Source organism: Aeromonas sp. NJAU223 (assembly GCF_051125555.1).
Classification (GTDB): domain Bacteria; phylum Pseudomonadota; class Gammaproteobacteria; order Enterobacterales; family Aeromonadaceae; genus Aeromonas; species Aeromonas veronii_G.
Genome location: NZ_CP144204.1, coordinates 476869 through 497640, shown reverse-complemented (window position 1 = coordinate 497640; position 20772 = coordinate 476869). Strand labels below are relative to the sequence as shown.

General features: G+C 60.7%; 14 protein-coding genes. 7 read left to right on the top strand and 7 right to left on the bottom strand.

The features are described from left to right. Positions 1 to 38: 38 nt before the first annotated feature. Positions 39 to 2336: a patatin-like phospholipase family protein gene (locus VZC39_RS02365; RefSeq protein ID WP_434665380.1), complete on the bottom strand. Its 2298-nt coding sequence runs from the start codon at positions 2334 to 2336 to the stop codon at positions 39 to 41. Positions 2337 to 2596: 260 nt separating this feature from the next. Between VZC39_RS02365 and VZC39_RS02360 the strand changes: the two genes are divergently transcribed. Together VZC39_RS02360 and VZC39_RS02355 are read left to right on the top strand one after the other, a co-directional pair. Beyond that, the gene (locus VZC39_RS02360; RefSeq protein WP_349920832.1) at positions 2597 to 4507 is read left to right on the top strand and encodes a methyl-accepting chemotaxis protein; all 1911 of its coding nucleotides are present in this window, start codon (positions 2597 to 2599) and stop codon (positions 4505 to 4507) included. Between the two features lie 123 nt (positions 4508 to 4630). Next, positions 4631 to 6277 (top strand): methyl-accepting chemotaxis protein, encoded by a 1647-nt coding sequence (locus tag VZC39_RS02355; protein WP_349920831.1) that lies wholly within the window; start codon positions 4631 to 4633, stop codon positions 6275 to 6277. Between the two features lie 75 nt (positions 6278 to 6352). On the opposite strand, the gene VZC39_RS02350 is transcribed toward VZC39_RS02355, so the two are convergent. The 6 genes from VZC39_RS02350 to ampD form a co-directional block, all read right to left on the bottom strand. Beyond that, positions 6353 to 7309, bottom strand: coding sequence for a GGDEF domain-containing protein (locus VZC39_RS02350; RefSeq protein ID WP_349922342.1), 957 nt, complete (start codon positions 7307 to 7309; stop codon positions 6353 to 6355). Positions 7310 to 7431: 122 nt separating this feature from the next. Next, complete coding sequence (gene lpdA, locus VZC39_RS02345; protein WP_349920830.1) at positions 7432 to 8859, bottom strand: dihydrolipoyl dehydrogenase; 1428 nt, start codon at positions 8857 to 8859, stop codon at positions 7432 to 7434. A gap of 148 nt (positions 8860 to 9007) precedes the next feature. After that, on the bottom strand, positions 9008 to 10912 hold the full coding sequence (gene aceF / locus VZC39_RS02340) for a pyruvate dehydrogenase complex dihydrolipoyllysine-residue acetyltransferase (protein WP_349920829.1): 1905 nt from the start codon (positions 10910 to 10912) through the stop codon (positions 9008 to 9010). Between the two features lie 156 nt (positions 10913 to 11068). Next, positions 11069 to 13729 (bottom strand): pyruvate dehydrogenase (acetyl-transferring), homodimeric type, encoded by a 2661-nt coding sequence (gene aceE / locus VZC39_RS02335; RefSeq protein ID WP_349920828.1) that lies wholly within the window; start codon positions 13727 to 13729, stop codon positions 11069 to 11071. Positions 13730 to 13807: 78 nt separating this feature from the next. Further along, entirely contained in the window at positions 13808 to 14572 is a 765-nt protein-coding gene (pdhR, locus tag VZC39_RS02330; RefSeq protein ID WP_349920827.1) for a pyruvate dehydrogenase complex transcriptional repressor PdhR, read from the bottom strand. A gap of 272 nt (positions 14573 to 14844) precedes the next feature. Beyond that, positions 14845 to 15420: a 1,6-anhydro-N-acetylmuramyl-L-alanine amidase AmpD gene (gene ampD / locus VZC39_RS02325; RefSeq protein WP_349920826.1), complete on the bottom strand. Its 576-nt coding sequence runs from the start codon at positions 15418 to 15420 to the stop codon at positions 14845 to 14847. Positions 15421 to 15556: 136 nt separating this feature from the next. Here ampD and VZC39_RS02320 point away from each other — a divergent pair, with 136 nt between their 5' ends. The 5 genes from VZC39_RS02320 (at position 15557) to VZC39_RS02300 (ending at position 20732) form a co-directional block, all read left to right on the top strand. Then, positions 15557 to 16027, top strand: coding sequence for a retropepsin-like aspartic protease family protein (locus VZC39_RS02320; RefSeq protein ID WP_434665374.1), 471 nt, complete (start codon positions 15557 to 15559; stop codon positions 16025 to 16027). Positions 16028 to 16030: 3 nt separating this feature from the next. Then, positions 16031 to 16888: a carboxylating nicotinate-nucleotide diphosphorylase gene (nadC, locus tag VZC39_RS02315; protein WP_349920824.1), complete on the top strand. Its 858-nt coding sequence runs from the start codon at positions 16031 to 16033 to the stop codon at positions 16886 to 16888. 317 nt (positions 16889 to 17205) lie between these two features. Beyond that, the gene (locus VZC39_RS02310; RefSeq protein WP_434476170.1) at positions 17206 to 17658 is read left to right on the top strand and encodes a pilin; all 453 of its coding nucleotides are present in this window, start codon (positions 17206 to 17208) and stop codon (positions 17656 to 17658) included. A gap of 3 nt (positions 17659 to 17661) precedes the next feature. Then, complete coding sequence (gene tapB / locus VZC39_RS02305; RefSeq protein ID WP_349920823.1) at positions 17662 to 19368, top strand: PilB family type IVa pilus assembly ATPase TapB; 1707 nt, start codon at positions 17662 to 17664, stop codon at positions 19366 to 19368. A 122-nt stretch (positions 19369 to 19490) separates the two neighbouring features. After that, entirely contained in the window at positions 19491 to 20732 is a 1242-nt protein-coding gene (locus tag VZC39_RS02300; protein WP_434665369.1) for a type II secretion system F family protein, read from the top strand. The last annotated feature ends 40 nt before the right edge of the window (positions 20733 to 20772 follow it).

The following is a 20772-nucleotide window of genomic DNA, read 5'->3' as shown; positions in this document are numbered from 1 at the left end:
AGGCATGAAAATGTTAACAAAAAGGCATCATTACCCGTTTAATCGAAGGTAGTGCCCAATTGCAGGTAGAACATGTCATGCCCCCCCTCCGCCATGCCGTAACCGAGGAAGATGGGGCCGAGGAAGCTCTCCACCCCCACGTAGATGGAGCCAGCGGTGTAGGAGTTCTCCAGGCTGATCTTCTCGCCGCTATCCCAGACGTTACCTTGCTCGATGGATCCCCCGAGGAACAGCGGTGCCTTGAAGGCGCCGAAGTCGTTGTCCGACACCCGGTAGATATAGCGCAGACCCCCAAGCAGGCTGTAGCGCCCGCTCAGTTGGTAATGCTGGAAGCCGGACAACCGGAACAAGCCTCCCAGATCCTGCACATAAAGGGGCACCTCCTCCTTCGAGGTGGAACCGCCGCCTTCCAGCAACAGGTTGAGGCTGTGGCGGCCCCAGGACCAGGGTTTGATCAGCGCCAGATGGTAGTTGAGCCCCTCACCATGTTCAGTATCCTCACCGGTCTGCTCCAGCCGGACGTTGGTATATCCCCCCTTGAGATCCCAATAGATCCCCTCGTAGGGGAAGTAACGGCTGTCGAGGGTATCGTGTTCGAAACGCACATAGGGTCCCCAGGAGAGGGCATCGATGTCCGCATCCGCCAGGTTCTGGATATCGACGCCCCCAACCTGGCCCTCAAGGCCAAACGACAGCCGGCTCCAGGGTTGACGGTTCCAGCCGAGTGCCAGATCTACGCTGGTGAAGCTGTACTCCGAATCCAGATAGCGCAGCCCATATACATCCAAATCCTTCTGCTCGGTGAAGAAGACCCGCCGCGGGGTCTTGTCATAGGCCAGGCTCGCCTCGCCGTAGTAGGTCTGGGAGGGTTCCAGCGGTGTATAGAAGTCGGTCTTGAAGTGCTTGGCGGTGCCAAGAGACGCTTCCGTCAGCCACTCCCCACCCCAGTCATTGACGTTGGTGAGGGTGTAGGACATGCCGACGTTGTAGTTGGAATTGCTCTCGAAGTCATCGGAGAAACCGAGCTGGAAGTTGAGATATCCCGGCCCCCAGTTCTTCTCGCTGGCGTTGACCACCAGCACGTTCTCGCCACCCCGTTCTTCCACCTCATAGGTGATGCGATCGAAGGATTCCAGCGCGTAGAGACGGCGGATGCCGGCCTCCAGGCTGTCATAGGTCTGCACCTTGTCCGGCCGTACCTTCAACATGGCACGCACCGTATCGTCCGAGAGGCGGGACTTGTTGATGATCTCCACCTTGTCGATGTAGTAGGCCGGCTGGCCGCTGCGCTCGGCACGGCGACTCAGCTTCTGGTTGCGATACTCGGCATAGGCATCAGGGGAGAGAGAGAGCGTGTCCAGCTGACTGGAAGATTGCATCGCCACCGTCTCCCCAATCTTGATTCCCTCCGGCATACGGGCAAAATCGGCGATACCTATGTCGCCAAACTCCGGGCTCAGCAGCACATCCTTCGGTCCCAGCAGGGCTTTCTGCTTCTCTGTACCGACCTGGGTCATGTAGGTCGTGAGCTGGTCAATGATGGCCAGCCCGGATTTCAGCGATTCCCGGGTGCGCAGCTTGGCCCCGATATCCACCGCGATCACCACGTCGGCTCCCATGGCCTTGGCCACGTCCACCGGCATGTTGTTGACGGTACCGCCATCAGTCAGGATCCGGCCTTCCCAATCCACGGGTTTGAGGGCGCCGGGGATGGACATGGAGGCCTGCATGGCCTTGGCCAGGCTGCCGTGATCCAGCACGAAGGGGGTCACCGTCTCCATGTCGGTGGCCATGGCGCGATAGGGGATGGGCAGATTGTCGAAGCTCTTCTGCACCGGCAGGTTGGAGGTGGCGTGGCGCAACAGGCTGGCCATGGACTGCCCCTGGAAGAAGCCGTCAGGCAGCTGGGTCTGATCCCCGTTGATGCCGATGTCGGTGCGCAGCTGGTATTTCTCGCTCTGCTGCTTCTTGCGCAATGAAAGCTCGTTGCGGCCGACCTTGTCCTGATAGCCCTTGTTCCAGTCGATGGCGAGGGTCATTCGCTCCACCTCTTCGGCGCTGAGCCCCATGGCGTACATGCCCGCCACATAGGCCCCCATGCTGGTCCCCACCACGATGTCGACCGGGATCCGCTTCTCCTCCAGCACCTTGAGCACCCCGATATGGGCTGCCCCCTTGGCACCGCCGCCACTGAGCACCAGCGCCACCTTTGGCCTCTCCCCCCTGGCGCCGCCATGTTGCTTGGCCGGGTCAGGGTTCTGGGCTGCCACCATGAGAGGGGCGGCAGTCAGCAAGAGCATTAGCAGGTGGGTCCATCCCAGAGGAAAGATGCGCATATGAGTGTCCATGGTTCCAGTGCGAGCCGAGTGAGCCGCTGGCTCACCGTCAGATGAGGAACTGTAACCGTAACTGACTGTGCTGGCGAGATTTCATCTGGCTGCGGTCGGTGGCAAACAGGCAAACTTGGCGCCAAACCAGTCCCGACCTGCTGTGAGCGCAAACGTTAATCGGCAATAAACGCCATCGACGACTCAAGGGGAGGTATTACCGGCCGCTAATATGTACTCACCCCAGATCCACACTCCCGAGTCACCCTATGTTTGCAAGCCTGACACTCAAGCAGAAAATTCTGGCCACCGTCATCCTGGCCGTGGCGCTCTCCTGTCTCCTGGTTGGCTATTTCAGCCAGCGCTCTGCCCAGCAGCTGATCGAGACCCGCATGTTCGAGCAGGAACTGCCGAACCTGACCCAGCGTATCGGCAAGGAGATCGAGAAAGATCTGACCTCGGTCGCCGGGGCCGCCAAGCAGCTGGCCAACGATCGCTTCGTGCTGGACTGGGTGGAGCGCGGCATGCCCAAGGAGCAGGAGCCCATCCTCATCGCGCAGTTGAAAGACATGACGGCACAATACGGCCTGGTCACCGCCTCTTTCGCCGACCGGCAGAGCGCCGCCTACTACAACCAGGATGGTTTCCTGCGCGTGCTGAACCATGAGCAGGACAACTGGTTCTACGACTACACCAAGAGCCCGCAGGATCTGATGCTCAGCATCTTCCGCGAGGCCAACGGCGAGGTGAAACTGTTCGTCAACTTCCAGCAACTGAACGGTCGCGGCCTGGCGGGGCTCGCCAAGTCCCTCGACAGCATGGTGAGCATGCTCGCCAACTTCCGCATCGGTGACAGCGGCTTCGTCTTCATGACCGACGGCAGCGGCAAGGTGAAACTGCACCCTGACGCGGCCCGCATCGATCGCGACAGCCTGACCCAGCTGGCCGGTCCCGATGCTGGCAGCCTGCTGACCAAGCAGCCCTTCTCCGCCACGCACGCCGAGGTGGATGGTCAGGCCGTGGTGCTCGCCACCAGCTATATCCCGCTGCTCGACTGGTATCTGGTGGCTCAGGTACCGGAGGCGGAAGTCTATGCCGAGCTGAACGAGGCGCGCCTGCACATCCTGCTGGTGAGCCTGGTCATCGCCGTCGGCATGGGGCTGCTCGGGGTGCTGCTGGCAGGCTCCGTCAGCCGTCCGCTCAACGAGCTGGCACGCCTGTTCCGGGCGCTCGGCAGCGGTGACGGCGATCTGACCCAGCGCCTCAAGGTGGAAGGTCGCGACGAGCTCGCCCAGGTCGCCACCGGTTTCAACAACTTCGTGGCCAAGATCCACGGCTCCATCGAACAGGTCGCCAACAACTCCCGCCAGCTGGCCCTCACCGCCAACGAAGTGGCCGCCAAGGCCCAGCTGACCCAGCACAACTGCACCGCCCAGCGGGATCGTACCGTACAGGTCGCCACCGCCATCCACGAGATGGGGGCAACCGTGGGCGAGATCGCCGGCAATGCCTCGCTGGCTGCCGACGTGGCCAAGCAGGCCAACGAACAGGCCGATGCGGGCGCCGTGGTAGTCGCCCAGGCCCGTCATGGCATCGTCGGATTGTCGGACGAGATCGAGCAGGTCGCCGGTGTCATCGAGTCTCTGGCCAGCCAGACCGACTCCATCGGCAGCATTCTCGACACCATTCGCAGCATCTCGGAGCAGACCAACCTGCTGGCCCTCAACGCCGCCATCGAGGCCGCCCGGGCCGGTGAGCAGGGCCGTGGTTTCGCCGTGGTCGCCGACGAGGTGCGCAATCTCGCCAGCCGCTCCGCCGCCTCCACCGCCGAGATCCAGACCATGATCAACAGCCTGCAGGAGCAGAGCGCCCGCGCCGTCAGCGCCATGGCCCAGGGCCGCAACCAGAGCCAGGCCGTGGTCAACCAGGCCGATGAGGCCAATGCGGCACTCGGCCAGATCACCGGTCACATCACCCAGATCAGCGACATGAACATCCAGGTCGCCACCGCCACCGAGGAGCAGTCCAGCGTGGTGGGCGAGATCAACCGCAACGTGGAGGACATCAACCAGCTGACCATGGAGACCGCCGACATCGCCCACCAGCTGACGGCGTCCAGCCGCAGCCTGCAGCAACTCTCCGGCGAGCTCGACAAGCTGGTCGGCAACTTCAGGTTGTGATCACCAAGGGCGCTGCGGCGCCCTTATTTTACCGGGTCGGCATGGAGTGCCGGCCCGTTCATGACAACGATTGTCATGACAAGCCGCTAGATTAGCGACACAACAACGAACCAAGGAGTCAACATGCTGGCTGGCAAACTCACCATCAAAAACCAACTCATCCTGGCGGTCACCGTGCCTTGCCTCGCCCTGCTGCTGGTTGGCGCGGCCAGCCTGCGCAGCATGGGACACATCAAGCAACAGGCCGACGAGTTGTTCCAGAATACCGCGACCCCCATGCGGGCCATGGCGGAAGTGGCCTCCCGCATTCCACGCATGCGAGTCGGCATCGACATGATGCTGCTGCAAGACACCTCGCTGCGGGATGAGAAGGGAGTGCTGACCCGGGTCAAGGAGACCCGAGAGGAAGATATTCCCGAGATGCGTCAAGCCATGGAGCAGGCGGTCAATGCCCAGGTAGATCCCGCCGCCCGCGCCGAGGCGCAGACCCTGCTCGATCAGTTCACCGCCATGGAGCGCGACGAGCTGACCCCCATGCTGCAAGCGTTGTCGGACAACCGGATGGATGAGGCCCGCGCCCTCTATCGGGATCGCTACAGCCTGAGCTATGGGGTCATGCGCAAGGGGGCCAATGCCCTGCTCGACGGCCTGATCCAGCAGGCCCAGCAACGCAACGAGCTGAGCGAGCGCAGCTATGGCAGCGGTCGCAACCAGATGATCGCCATCATAGTCGCCGCCCTCGCCATCTCCCTGCTCGTCTCGGTCCTCATTCTGATCGGGCTGCGCAACCGTGTCTCCTTCTTGCAGCAGCATATCGGGGATGTGGCCCGCCACCTGGCACTGGACAGCAGCGCCAGCCTCAGCGGCAAGGACGAGCTGGCCGAGATAGGCCGCAGCTTCAACCAGTTTGTGGCCCGCATCCACGGTGCCATTGAACAGGTCGCCAACAACTCCCGCGAGGTCGCCGCCACCGCCAACGACCTCGCCGCCAAGGCCCAGCTGACCCAGCACAACTGCACCGCCCAGCGGGATCGTACCGTGCAGGTCGCCACCGCCATCCACGAGATGGGAGCCACGGTGACCGAGATCGCCGGTAACGCCTCGCTGGCCGCCGACGTGGCCAAGCAGGCCAACGAGCAGGCCGATGCGGGCGCCCTGGTGGTGGCTCAGGCCCGTCACGGCGTCGTCGGCCTCTCCACCGAGATCGAGCAGGTTGCCGGCGTCATCGAGTCCCTGGCCAGCCAGACCGACTCCATCGGCAGCATTCTCGACACCATTCGCAGCATCTCGGAGCAGACCAACCTGCTGGCTCTCAACGCCGCCATCGAGGCCGCCCGGGCCGGCGAGCAGGGCCGCGGCTTCGCCGTGGTCGCCGACGAGGTTCGCAACCTCGCCAGCCGCTCCGCCGCCTCCACCGCCGAGATCCAGACCATGATCAACAGCCTGCAGGAGCAGAGCGCCCGCGCCGTCAGCGCCATGGCCCAGGGCCGCAACCAGAGCCAGGCCGTGGTCAGCCAGGCCGACGAGGCCAATGCGGCGCTCGGCCAGATCACCGGTCACATCACCCAGATCAGCGACATGAACATCCAGGTCGCCACCGCCACCGAGGAGCAGTCCAGCGTGGTGGGTGAGCTCAATCGCAACGTGGAGGACATCAACCAGCTGACCATGGAGACCGCCGACATCGCCCACCAGCTGACGGCGTCCAGCCGCAGCCTGCAGCAGCTCGCCGGCGAGCTCGACAAGCTGGTCGGCAATTTCCGGCTGTAAGCTCGAGTGAAATGCAACAAGGGGACGCGATGCGTCCCCTTGTTGTTTGGCGGCAATCCAGAGGGCAGCGGCTAGTCAGCCCCCCTTCTTGCGGTCATACATCTGCTTGTCCGCCCGCTGCAACAGTGACTCGAGATCCGCCGGCTGGGCGGGATCATAATGGGCAACCCCGGTGGAACATTGCAGCCGGTAGGGCTTTCCAGCCTCCCGGTTGAACGTCGCCAGCGCCGCCTCGAAACGGGTCAATACCCGGGTCACCAGCTCGGGGCCTATGCCCGGCAGCAAGACCACGAACTCGTCCCCGCCGAGGCGGGCGAAGATATCCGCGTTGCGAAACACCCGGGAGAGCAGGAGCGCCATCTCGCGCAGGGCGTCGTCCCCCACCTCGTGCCCCAGGTTGTCGTTGATCTCCTTGAAACGATTGAGATCGAGAAACAAGAGGCTCGCCTCCCGTCCCTGTCGATGGGAGAGTTGCAGGCACTTCTGCCCCAGCATGATGAAGCCACGGCGATTGGTGATGCCGGTCAGCTCATCCAGAATAGCCAGCTGGATGGCGGCGAGTTCGTGCTCCACCATGCCGGCCAGATCGGTCAACAGCGACAGCTGACGCTCATCCAGCTGACGTGGCGTGCGATCGATGAGACAGAGGGTCCCCACCTTGTAGCCACCGGCGATATGCAGGGGACAACCGGCATAGAAACGGATATGGGGCGCCCCCAGCACCAGGGGGTTGTCGGCAAAACGCTCGTCCAGCGCCGCATCTTCCACGACGAAGACCCCCTCCCCCAGGATGGCATGACCACAGAAGGAGATATCCCGCTGGGTCTCCCGCGCCTCCAGGCCGCAACGGGACTTGAACCACTGCCGCTCCTCATCCACCAGGGAGATAAGCGAGATGGGCACCTCGAACATGTTGCGAGCCATTCGAGTAATGCGATCGAACCTCTCCTCGGCGGAAGTATCGAGAATGGCGAGGCGGCGCAGGCCATCAAGGCGTTGGCGTTCGTGTTCCGGGATGGGCGGGATCTGCATGGCGTTGTCGGTGGTTGATAGGCGAGGCCTCAGCATAGCAAATAGCCTCAAACAAATCTCTTTCAACCTTGAAAAACAAAAAAGCCGCTCCTGGGAGCGGCTCTTGTCGGGCAGGAAGAAGCTTATTTCTTCTTCTTGGCCTTGGCGTTCGGCAGGTCGGTGATGGAGCCTTCGAACACTTCGGCGGCCAGACCCACGGACTCGTGCAGAGTCGGGTGAGCGTGGATGGTCAGCGCGATGTCTTCGGCGTCGGCGCCCATCTCGATGGCCAGACCAATTTCACCCAGCAGTTCACCACCGTTGGTGCCCACGATGGCACCACCAATGACGCGGCCGCTCTCCTTGTCGAAGATCAGCTTGGTCATGCCGTCGGCGCAGTCGGAAGCGATGGCACGGCCGGAAGCAGCCCAGGGGAAGGTGGCGACTTCGAAGTTCAGGCCCTGTTGCTTGGCTTCCTTCTCGGTCAGACCGACCCAGGCCATCTCTGGCTCGGTGTAGGCAATGGACGGGATCACTTTCGGGTCGAAATAGTGCTTCTTGCCGGCGATGACTTCGGCCGCCACGTGGCCTTCGTGCACACCCTTGTGAGCCAGCATCGGCTGGCCGACGATGTCACCGATGGCGTGGATGTGAGCCACGTTGGTACGCAGCTGCTTGTCCACCTCGATGAAACCGCGCTCGGTCACGGTGACGCCAGCCTTCTCGGCATCCAGCATCTTGCCGTTCGGCACACGGCCCACGGCGACCAGCACGTTGTCGTAACGTACCGGCTCGGCCGGCGCGTGCTTGCCTTCGTAGGAGACGTACAGGCCGTCTTCACGGGCTTCAACGGCGGTGACCTTGGTCTCCAGCATGATGTTGAATTTCTTGGCAACGCGCTTGGTGTAGATCTTGACGATGTCTTTGTCCGCAGCCGGTACCAGCTGATCGGCAAACTCCACCACGTCGATCTCGGAACCCAGGGAGGAGTACACGGTACCCATCTCCAGGCCGATGATGCCGCCACCGATGACCAGCAGCTTGCCCGGTACGGTAGTCAGTTCCAGCGCATCGGTAGAGTCCCATACGCGCGGATCTTCATGGGGGATGAAGGGCAGCTTCACCGGGCGGGAACCCGCAGCGATGATGGCGTTGTCGAAGGTCACGGTCGTCTTGCCGTCGGCACCTTCCACTTCCAGGGTATTCGGGCCGGTGAACTTGCCGAAGCCGTTCACAACCTGCACCTTACGCATCTTGGCCATGCCGGCCAGACCGCCGGTCAGCTGGTTGATGACCTTCTCTTTCCACAGACGCACCTTGTCGATGTCGGTCTGCGGGGCACCAAAGACGATGCCGTGCTCGGCCAGCGCCTTGGCTTCTTCGATCACTTTGGCAACGTGCAGCAGCGCCTTGGACGGGATGCAGCCCACGTTCAGGCAGACGCCACCCAGGGTGGAGTAACGCTCGACGATAATGGTATCCAGACCCAGATCGGCGGCGCGGAAAGCAGCGGAATAACCGGCAGGGCCAGCACCCAGTACTACGACCTGGGTTTTGATTTCTTTACTCATCATGACCTCTTTGTCGTTCTTATATCCCCGGACAGCACAGTCTTATGCCAGACAAGGCGGCTGCAGCCGTGAAAAAAACGGGGCAAGTTTACAATCCTGTTAATGAAATGAGAAGCAGAAAGGGTGGGCTTTGGGCCCACCCTCTCACTTACAGGACCAGTCGACGAATGTCGGACAGCACACCACTCAGGGTGGTGATGAAGCGCGCACCGTCGGCACCGTCGATGACACGGTGGTCATAGCTCAGGGCCAGCGGCAACATCAGGCGCGGTTCAAACTCCTTGCCGTTCCACTTCGGTTTGAAGTCGGACTTGGAGACGCCCAGGATGGCCACTTCCGGCGCATTGACGATCGGGGTAAAGCTGGTACCACCGATGCCGCCAAGGCTGGAGATGGTGAAGCAACCACCCTGCATGTCGGCGGCGGTCAGCTTGCCGGCACGCGCCTTCTTGGAGATCTCCGCCAGATCGCGGGACAACTCGAAGATACCCTTCTTGTTGACGTCGCGAACCACCGGCACCACCAGGCCCCCCGGAGTGTCTACCGCCACACCGATGTGGATGTACTTCTTCATGATGAGCTTGGTGCCGTCTTCGGACAGGGCGCTGCAGAAGCGTGGATGCGCTTCCAGGGCCTTGGCGGCAGCCTTCAGGATGAACACCAGCGGGGTGATCTTCACGTCCAGCTTCTGCTTCTCGGCCAGGATGTTCTGCTCTTTGCGGAACGCTTCCAGCTCGGTGGTATCGGCTTCGTCGAACTGGGTGACGTGCGGGATCATGGCCCAGTTGCGATGCAGGGCAGGACCGGAGATCTTCTGGATCCGGGTCAGTTCCAGCTCTTCGACCGGACCGAACTTGCTGAAGTCCACCTTCGGCCACGGCAGAACGCTCATGCCGTTGCCAGTGCCTTGACCTGCAGCCGGTGCGGACTCGGCGCGCTTGACCGCATCCTTCACATAGGCCTGCACGTCTTCTTTGACGATGCGACCCTTGCGACCGGAGGCTTTCACCTTGGCCAGGTTGACGCCGAACTCACGGGCCAGACGGCGCACGGCCGGAGAGGCGTGGACGTAGGCATCGTTGGCAACGAAGTCAGAAGCGGCAGCAGGCGCGGCGGCCTGGGCAACCGGGGCAGCAGCCACAGGAGCGGCGGCAGCCGGTGCAGGAGCGGCAGCCTGGGCAACCGGCGCGGCAGCAGCAGGAGCGGCGCCAGCCACTTCGAATACCATGATCAGGGAACCGGTGGAGACCTTGTCACCCGCCTTCACCTTGATCTCTTTGACCACACCGGCGAACGGCGCAGGCACTTCCATGGAAGCCTTGTCACCTTCCACGGCGATCAGGGACTGGTCGGCTTCGACCTTGTCACCCACGGCGACCATGATCTCGGTGACTTCCACTTCGTCACCACCGATGTCCGGTACGTTGACCTCTTTGGCGGCGGCAACGGCAGGGGCAGCAGCCACGGGGGCGGCGGCCTGAACCGGTGCAGCGACGGCGGCAGGCGCGGCGCCAGCCACTTCGAATACCATCACCAGGGAACCGGTGGAGACCTTGGCGCCAGCGGCAACCTTGATCTCGACCACGCGGCCCGCGAACGGTGCCGGCACTTCCATGGAGGCCTTGTCACCTTCCACGGCGATGATGGACTGGTCGGCTTCGACCATGTCGCCCACGGCGACCATGATTTCAGTCACGTCCACTTCGTCGTCACCGATGTCCGGCACGTGCACGTCTTTGCGGGCTGCGGCAGCGGGTGCAGCGGCCGGGGCGGCGGCCGCAACCGGGGCAGCAGCCGGAGCCGGGGCAGCCGCGGCGGCGCCTTCGGCTTCGAAGATCATGATCTGGGAACCGGTGGCAACCTTGTCGCCCACCTTGATCAGGATCTCTTTGACGATACCGGCGGCAGGGGCCGGTACTTCCATGGAGGCTTTGTCACCTTCCACGGCGATCAGGGACTGGTCCAATTCGACCTTGTCACCCACGGCGACCATGATTTCGGTCACTTCCACTTCATCGGCACCGATATCCGGCACCATAATCTGTTTGGACATTGTGCTTTATCCTCTTACGCGTCTGTCGCGTTAACCTATGCAAGGGCCCATTTGGCCTATAAACCACTACCAAACCGGGTAATTGCCATTGCTTCTACTGTCACCAAAACTGGCAAGAAGCCGCCCGGCGCAATGCCGGACGGCTCCTCCGTTCTCTTAGGCGTGCAGCGGGTTAACCTTGTCGGCATCGATGCCGTATTTCTTGATCGCGTCGGCCACGACCTGCTTGTCGATCTCGCCACGCTTGGCCAGTTCGGTCAGGGCAGCCACCACTACGTAGAACTCGTTCACTTCGAAGTGACGACGCAGGTTGGCACGGCTGTCGGAACGACCGTAACCATCGGTACCCAGTACACGGTAGTTCTCGGTCGGTACGAAGGCACGCACCTGATCGGCGAAGGACTTCATGTAGTCGGTCGCGGCGATGGTGGCGTCGGTGCCCAGCACCTGTGCGATGTAAGGTACACGCGCTTCGGCAGTCGGGTGCAGCATGTTCCAGCGATCCGCGTCCTGACCGTCACGGGCCAGTTCGTTGAAGGAGGTGACGCTGAACACGTCGGAACCCACGCCGTACTCGGTGGCCAGGATCTGGGCGGCGGTGCGCACGTGACCCAGGATGGAGCCACAACCCAGCAGCTGTACCTTGGCCTTGTTGCCGGCCACGGTTTCCAGCTTGTAGATACCCTTGCGGATGCCTTCCTCGGCGCCTTCCGGCATGGCCGGCATGGCATAGTTCTCGTTCAGGGTGGTGATGTAGTAGAAGACGTTCTCCGGCTTCTCACCGTACATGCGACGCAGACCGTCCTGCATGATCACTGCGACTTCATAGGCGTAGGACGGATCGTAGGAGATGCAGTTCGGGATGGTACCGGCCAGGATGTGGCTGTGACCATCTTCGTGCTGCAGACCTTCGCCGTTCAGGGTAGTACGACCGGAGGTCGCGCCCAGCAGGAAGCCACGGGCTTGCTGGTCACCGGCTGCCCACGCCATGTCGCCGATCCGCTGGAAGCCGAACATGGAGTAGTAGATGTAGAACGGGATCATCGGGCAGTCGTTGGTGCTGTAAGAGGTCGCAGCAGCCAGCCAGGAGGACATGGCGCCCAGCTCGTTGATGCCGTCTTGCAGAACCTGACCCTGCTTGTCTTCCTTGTAGTAGGAGACGATGTCACGGTCTTGCGGGGTGTACTGCTGACCATGCGGGCTGTAGATGCCGATCTGGCGGAACAGACCTTCCATCCCGAAGGTACGGGCTTCGTCAGCCAGGATCGGAACGATACGCTTGCCGATGGACTTGTCTTTGAGCAGCACGTTCAGGGAACGCACGAACGCCATGGTGGTGGAGATCTCGCGCGCCTGTTCACCCAGCAGCGGGCCGAAAGCGTCCAGTGCAGGGATGTCCAGCTTGGTGGTGCTCTCGCGCAGACGGGTCGGTACGTAGCCCTTCAGGGCGGTGCGACGGGCGTGCAGGTACTTGTGCTCTTCGGTACCCTCTTCGATCTTCAGGTACGGCAGCTTTTCCAGTTGCTCGTCGGTGACCGGCAGGTTGAAGCGATCACGCAGGTGACGAACGGAGCCCAGATCCATCTTCTTGACCTGGTGAGCGATGTTCTTGCCTTCGGCCGCTTCGCCCATGCCATAGCCCTTGATGGTCTTGGCCAGGATGACGGTCGGCTTGCCCTTGGTCGCTGCGGCCTTGGAGAAGGCGGCGAACAGTTTACGGGGGTCGTGACCACCGCGGTTCAGGGCGAAGATCTCCTCGTCAGTCATGTCTTTGACCAGCGCGGCGGTTTCCGGGTAACGGTTGAAGAAGTGCTCACGGACGTAAGCGCCATCGCGGGACTTCATGGTCTGATAGTCGCCGTCCACGGTCTCGTTCATCAGCTGGATCAGCTTGCCGGACGTGTCTTTCTTCAGCAGCTCATCCCACTTGCGACCCCAGATGACCTTGGTGACATCCCAGCCAGCGCCGGAGAACAGGCCTTCCAGCTCGTTGATGACCTTGCCGTTACCGACAACAGGGCCGTCCAGACGCTGCAGGTTGCAGTTGACCACGAATACCAGGTTGTCGAGCTTTTCGCGCACGGCAACGGTCAGGGCACCCTTGGCTTCCGGCTCGTCCATCTCACCGTCACCCAGGAAGGCGTAAACGGTCTGCTCGGAGCAATCCTTGATGCCACGGTCGGTCAGGTACTTCAGGAAGCGAGCCTGATAGATGGCGGCGATGGGGCCCAGACCCATGGAAACGGTCGGGAACTGCCAGAAGTCCGGCATCAGTTTCGGGTGCGGATAGGAAGGGATACCCTTGCCGTCCACTTCCTGACGGAAGTTGTCCAGCTGCTCTTCGGTCAGACGACCTTCGGCAAATGCACGGGCGTAGATGCCCGGGGAGATGTGACCCTGGAAGTAGACCAGATCGCCACCGTCCTTCTCGCTGCGAGCGCGGAAGAAGTGGTTGTAGCAGACTTCGTAGATGGTCGCGGAAGAGGCGAAGGAAGACATGTGACCACCGAGGTCCAGGTCTTTCTTGGAGGCACGCAGCACGATCATCATGGCATTCCAGCGGATGATGGCGCGGATGCGGCGTTCCATCTCCAGGTCGCCCGGGTAAGCCGGTTCGTCGCTGGCAGGAATGGTGTTGATGTAGTCGCGATTTGCCTTTTCAGCCACGTCCACACCGCTGATGCGGGCTTTCTCGGCCAGTTGTTCAAGGATGAACTGAGCGCGTTGCGGACCCTCTTCACGCAGCAGGGATTCCAGAGAGGCAAGCCACTCCAGCGTTTCTATCGGGTCCACATCGTTCTTCAGGATATCAGACATGGCTGGTTCCTATTTGTTGTGATTGCACGGCATTGCACGGCGAAGAGCGCAAGCATTCGACAATAAAGCCTTGTGGGATTAGTTTTCCTGCTGACGGATCCGACGCATGGATCGCTGGATCCGGCTGTCTTCCCTCTGCATATCCAACAAGGTGTCCTCGATAAAGGCCAGGTGCTCATGACAAGCAGCCCTGGCCCGCTCCGGAGCCCCCGACAGGATAGCCTCGATCAGTGACGCACGATGGCGACGGATCTTGGCGACCACTCCCGGACGGCGATTCAAAATCTCATTATTTCGTAAAATGTTCTGTTCGAGCATGGGGCCCATGGCCCGCAACAGGTGCAGCAGCACCACGTTGTGGGAGGCCTCGGCCACCGCCAGATAGAACTGGGTAACGGCAGCTGATTCAGCCACCAGCGACCCTTGCTGGCCCGCATCGATGATGGCGGCTTGCGCCAGGCGAATGCGTTCGAAATCGGCATCAGTTCCCCGCAACGCAGCATAGTAGGCACAGATGCCTTCCAGTGCGTGACGAAACTCCAGCAGGTCGTACTGGGCTTCCGGGTGCGTGCTGAGCAACTCGAACAGGGGATCGGCGATCCCCTTGCTCAAGGCATTCTGCACATAGGTGCCGCCCCCCTGGCGCCGATACAAGAGCCCTCTCGCTTCCAAACGCTGGATGGCTTCGCGCAGCGATGGGCGCGAAACCTGAAACTGGATGGCGAGTTCACGCTCGGGTGGCAATTTTTGCCCCGGCTGCAAACTGCCTTCCAGAATCATGCTTTCCAGCTCGGCGACGATGGCGTCGGCCAGTTTGGGCTGAGTAATCTTGATATAGGGCATGAGGCTACTTTGTTAAATTGGTATTACCAATTCTATGAATGGGGCGAAAATTAGCAGAGGGCTTGGGAAAAGTCCACCCGAAATATGATCTGCATCAAGATCTAAAGGCACCACTTTAGGGGTAAAGAAGAGGAATTATGACCTAGCTCAAAGAAAATGGTCAGACCAATATTTTCGGGGGGACTTGCAGATAACATTTAACCAACAGCATGAAAAATGGCTCACCTTGGTGGCAAGCCATTGATTTTAAAAACACAAACTAATGTTGCAAATCACTGTTCAAAATTGAGAAGTGACTTGTAACGATCCCATTCGAAACTCTCACCGGGATCGCTCTTGCGCCCTGGCGCGATGTCGCAATGACCCACGATCCGTTCAGCGGTAATTGACGGATAGTGCCGTGATATGGCCCTACTGAGTCCTGCCAGCACCTCGTACTGGGCATCGCTATAGGGAGCCTCGTCCGTCCCTTCCAGCTCGATGCCGATGGAAAAATCGTTGCAGGCCTCCCTCCCCTCCCAGCTCGACACCCCGGCGTGCCAGGCACGCGCACCAAACGGCACATACTGCACCAACTCGCCGTCACGCCGGATCAGGCAGTGGGCGGAGACCTTCAACTGATGGATATCGGCAAAATAGGGGTGAGCATCGGGATCCAGCTGGCCGAGGAAGAGATCGTCGATCCAGGGGCCCCCAAACTGCCCGGGGGGTAGGCTGATGCCATGCACCACCAGCAGGGAGATGTCATCCGGGCTGGCCCGCTCGTTGTGATGGGGTGAGGGCACCCGACGGGCCTGCTCGCACCAACCGTCGGCATCGATAGAGAAAAGGGCTTTGGGCTGCGTCATCGTCGGCTCATTCTGACTGAGAAAAGAGATCCCATGGCAACCCGCTCCCGTCGCCTGAAACGAGAAACAAGCCTCTGAATCCATGGATGAAATTGTGTTAGGCTCAGGCATCAACTCGCGCGATACCGGATCCTATATGCACCCGATGGCACGCCGGCTCTGGCTGCTGGCCTGGCTCTCCCTGCTGGGATTGCTGACCCTCTACTTCTACTCCAGCGCCAAGCCCACGGTGACCGCCAGCGGAGACCTGCTGCTCAAGGCCGATGCCAGCGGCCATTATCGTCTGGAGGGTGCCATCAACGGTCAGCTGGTGCAACTGCTGCTGGACACCGGTGCCACCCTGGTGACGATCCCGAGCCAGGTGGCCGAGCGCCTCGGCCTCATTCCCACCGGGCACAGCCGGGTCAAGACGGCCGCCGGTGAGATCCAGGTCCAGACTAGCCGGATCGAAAGCCTGGCGATGGGGCCGCTGACCTTGTACGATCTGACCGTCTTTATCAATCCGGCCACCGACGGGGAAGAGATCCTGGTGGGCATGAATGCCCTCGGCCGGCTGGAATTACGCCAAAAGGAGAGGCAGTTGCTTCTCAGACCCCTGCAGGAATAAGGCATGCTACAACAGGACATCAGCCGCGCCGTGCGCGCCGCGCTACTCGAAGACTTGGGCGATGCCCTCACCGCACTGGATCAACCGGATGCCAGCGCCGATATCACGGCCCAGCTGATCCCGACCGATCGCCTCTCCACCGCCCGGGTCATCACCCGTGAAGCCGGTGTCTTCTGCGGCCAGCCCTGGGTTGACGAGGTATTTGCCCAGCTCGGCGGCGAGGTCAGGGTGGAGTGGCTGGTGCAGGATGGCGAGAAGCTCTCCCCCAATCAGGAGCTGTTCCGCCTCCATGGCCCCGCCCGGATACTGCTGACCGGCGAGCGCAATGCGCTGAACTTCGTGCAGACCCTGAGTGGCGTCGCCACCCTCACCGCCCGCTATGTGGCCGAGCTGGAAGGCACCGATTGCCGCCTGCTCGATACCCGCAAGACGCTGCCGGGCCTGCGCAGTGCACAGAAATATGCCGTCACCTGCGGCGGTGGCAAGAACCATCGCATCGGGCTGTTCGATGCCTATCTCATCAAGGAGAACCACATCCTGGCCTGCGGGGGTATTCAGGAAGCCATCGCCCAGGCGCGTCACCTCAACCCGGGCAAACCGGTCGAAGTGGAGGTCGAATCGCTGGCCGAACTGGAGCTGGCTCTGGCGGCCCTGGCCGACATCGTGATGCTGGACAACTTCGACATCCCCATGATGAAAGCAGCGGTGACCCTGAACCAGGGCCGCGCCAAACTGGAGGTGTCCGGCAACGTCACTCTGGAGACCCTGGCCAGCTATGCCGCCACCGGCGTCGATTTCATCTCGGTCGGCGCCCTGACCAAGCATGTGAGAGCACTGGATCTCTCGATGCGCTTTGTCTGATCTCACCGGCAAAAACGCCATCTGACTGTACTGCCAGATATTACAGGACTCGAAACTTGCAAAAGGCGCCACAGGCGCCTTTTCTTTATGCAGGATCCCACGACATAAGGAGTGTGACATGGGCCCCCCCTGCCATTGAAAGAGTCATTAGAGGCTTTTTAATCTTTGATTTTTCTATATTTTTCACTAAACAGCAGGAAAATGGTTAACAAGGTGACAACCTCTGTTGCCAACTTTAAGCGCTCGGATAAGATACTGGCGTGTGGACAGAATTCCACCGGCACTTCTCAGGAACCATGGAAAAAAGGATATTTGACATGAACAGAGACATGAAGAAACAGTCGGGCTTCACCCTTATTGAATTGATGATAGTGGTCGCGATCGTCGCCATCCTGGCCGCTATCGCCCTGCCGGCGTATCAGACCTATACCAAGAAGGCGAAGTTCTCCGAAGTAGTCTCAGCAACAGGTGCTTTTAAAACTGCTGTCGAAGTATGTGCGCAAAGAGATGGGAGCTTAGCTAGCTGCTTCACTGCAGGTTCCAACGGTATCCCGGCAGCAGTTAGTGGATCATCCTCTGCAGATAGCTATGTCTCTGCCGTGAGTATTGGTGGTAGCAGTGCGGCTGTAAATATTACAGCTACGGGTAAAACCTCTACCTTTGCCTCCACAGAGAATACCTATATTCTGCAAGGAAGCTTCAACAATGGCCAAGTTATCTGGGCCCAAGCCGCTAGCGGCAGTACCTGCACCAGCACCGGTATTTGCTAACGCATGACCTCTAGCCCCAATAGCGGCCTGGCCACCAGCCTGGCCGCTTCTTCCCTCCTCAGTGAGCCAGACTCACAACGCTATCTGAGCCAGGCCAGGGCGCAGCGCAAACCCTTTGTGACCTTCCTGATTGAAAACGATATCCTCGACAGCAAGGCCCTCGCCGATTTCTGTGAACTGGAATATGGGGTACCTCTGCTGGATCTTGCCGCCTTCGACTTGGCCGAGATCCCGCAGAAATACCTCAATCAGAAGCTGATTGAGAAGCACCATGTGCTGCCCATCTACACCCAGGGCCACACCCTCTATATCGCCATGTCGGATCCGACCAATGTGTCGGCGCTGGAGGATTTCGGATTCAGCTTCGGGCTGCACACCGAGGCCCTGCTGGTCGAAGAGAGCAAGCTGACCACCGCCATCGCCAAGCTGATGGAGAGTGAGCAGGATGCCCTCGGCATGGATCATATCGATGAGGCCGAGATCTCCGAGCTCGAAGTCACCGATGAGAGCTCGCGGCTCGACGAGAGCGTCAACACCGCGGATGACGATGCCCCCATCGTCAAGTACATCAACAAGATCATGATGGATGCCATCAAGCGTGGCGCCTCGGATCTGCACTTCGAACCCTACGAAACCAAGTACCGGATCCGCTTTCGCATCGACGGCATACTGCACGAGATTGCCACCCCGCCGGTCAATCTGGCCAATCGCTTCGCCGCCCGCCTCAAGGTGATGGCGAGGCTCGATATCGCCGAGCGGCGGCTGCCCCAGGATGGCCGGATCAAGCTGAAACTGTCCCGCAGCAAGTCCATGGACATGCGGGTCAACACCCTGCCGACCATGTGGGGCGAGAAGATCGTCATCCGCTTGCTGGACTCGTCGGCGGCGCGCCTCAACATCGATCAACTCGGTTTCGACGACAGACAGAAAGCCCAATACCTGAACGCCCTCTCCAAGCCCCAGGGTATGATCCTGGTGACCGGCCCCACCGGCTCGGGCAAGACGGTCTCCCTCTATACTGGCCTCAACATTCTCAACACGCTGGAGGTCAATATCTCCACCGCCGAGGATCCGGTGGAGATCAACCTGCCGGGGGTCAATCAGGTGCAGATCAATCCCAAGGCGGGTCTCACCTTCGCCAGCGCTCTGCGCTCCTTCCTGCGCCAGGATCCTGACATCGTCATGGTGGGGGAGATCCGGGATCTGGAAACCGCCGAGATAGCCATCAAGGCCTCCCAGACCGGCCACCTGGTGCTCTCGACCCTGCACACCAACTCGGCGGCCGAGACGCTGACCCGGATGATGAACATGGGGGTGCCCGCCTTCAATATCGCCTCCTCGGTGACCCTCATCATGGCCCAACGCCTGGCTCGCAAGCTGTGTGAACACTGCAAGGCGCCAGAGGTGATCCCCGAGAACGAGCTGCTGGAGCTCGGTTTCAGCCAACAACAGTTGATCGCGGGGCTGCGGTTGTTCAAACCCGTGGGCTGCAAGGAGTGTTCGGGGGGTTACAGAGGGCGGGTCGGCATCTATGAGATCATGCTGATGTCCGACAATATCGCCAGGCTCATCATGCAGGGGGCCAACTCCTTGCAGATTGCCGCCATTGCCCAGAAAGAGGGGATGCGCAATCTGAGAACCTCGGGCCTTGAGAAGGCGCGGTTGGGCGTCACCAGCCTGGCTGAAATAAACAGAATAACCACAAACTAGCGTGGCGTTTTAAAACCACTTATTTCAAGAATCATGAGCTGGTCAGAATTAAAATCTGACAGCACGATGCGCCGGACAGAGGATCCGCTCCGGCTACCGCCGCCCAATTGCAGGATGCAGTGATGGCCACATTAGCGCAAAGACAGAACACCCCGAAAAAAGTCTTCTCCTTCCGCTGGCACGGGGTCAATCGCAAGGGGCTGAAAGTCTCTGGCGAATTGCAGGCCGACAGCATCAACACCGTCAAAATCGAGCTGCGCAAGCAGGGCGTCAACGTCACCAAGGTCAGCAAGCAGAGTCAGGGGTTGTTTTCCAAGGGCGGCGCCAAGATCAAGCCCATGGACATCGCCGTCATCTCCCGCCAGATCACCACCATGCTTTCCGCCGGCGTGCCCCTGGTGCAGAGTCTGCAGATCATCGCTCGCGGCCATGAAAAAGCCGCCGTGCGCGAACTGATAGGCCAGATTGCCGCCGATGTGGAGACCGGTACCCCCATGTCCGAGGCGCTGCGTCGCCATCCTCGTCACTTCGATGATCTCTATTGCGATCTGGTGGAAGCGGGGGAGCACTCCGGCGCGCTGGAGACCATCTACGACCGGATCGCCACCTACCGGGAGAAGAGCGAAGCACTCAAGTCCAAGATCAAGAAGGCGATGTTCTACCCGACCATGGTCATCCTGGTGGCCATCGTAGTGACCTCCATCCTGCTGCTGTTCGTCATTCCCCAGTTCGAAGACATCTTCAAGAGCTTCGGGGCCGAGCTCCCCGCCTTCACCCGTTTCGTCATCGCCATCTCCCGCTTCATGCAGGATTGGTGGTATTTGATCTTCGGCGGCATCGGCCTCGCCATCTTCTTGTACGTGCGGGCCTGGCGCAGCTCCCAGAAGGTGCGCGACAACACGGACAAATTCGTGCTCAGCATCCCCATCGTGGGATCCATCCTGCACAAGGCGGCCATGGCGCGCTTCGCCCGCACGCTCTCCACCACCTTCTCCGCCGGTATCCCCCTGGTGGATGCCCTGGTCTCCTCTGCCGGCGCCTCCGGCAACTATGTCTATCGCACCGCCATCATGGCTATTCGCAACGAAGTGGTGGCGGGCATGCAGATCAACGTCGCCATGCGCACCGTCGACCTCTTCCCCGACATGGTGATCCAGATGGTGATGATCGGTGAGGAGTCCGGCGCCATCGATGACATGCTCTCCAAGGTGGCGACCATCTTCGAGCAGGAGGTGGATGACACGGTCGACGGTCTCACCAGTCTGCTCGAACCCCTCATCATGGTGGTGCTCGGGGTGCTGGTCGGCGGCATGGTGGTCGCCATGTATCTGCCCATCTTCAAACTGGGCTCTGTGATACACTAGCCCCTGCGCGCGAGTGACCGGCCGGAGCGCGGCTAGTCAG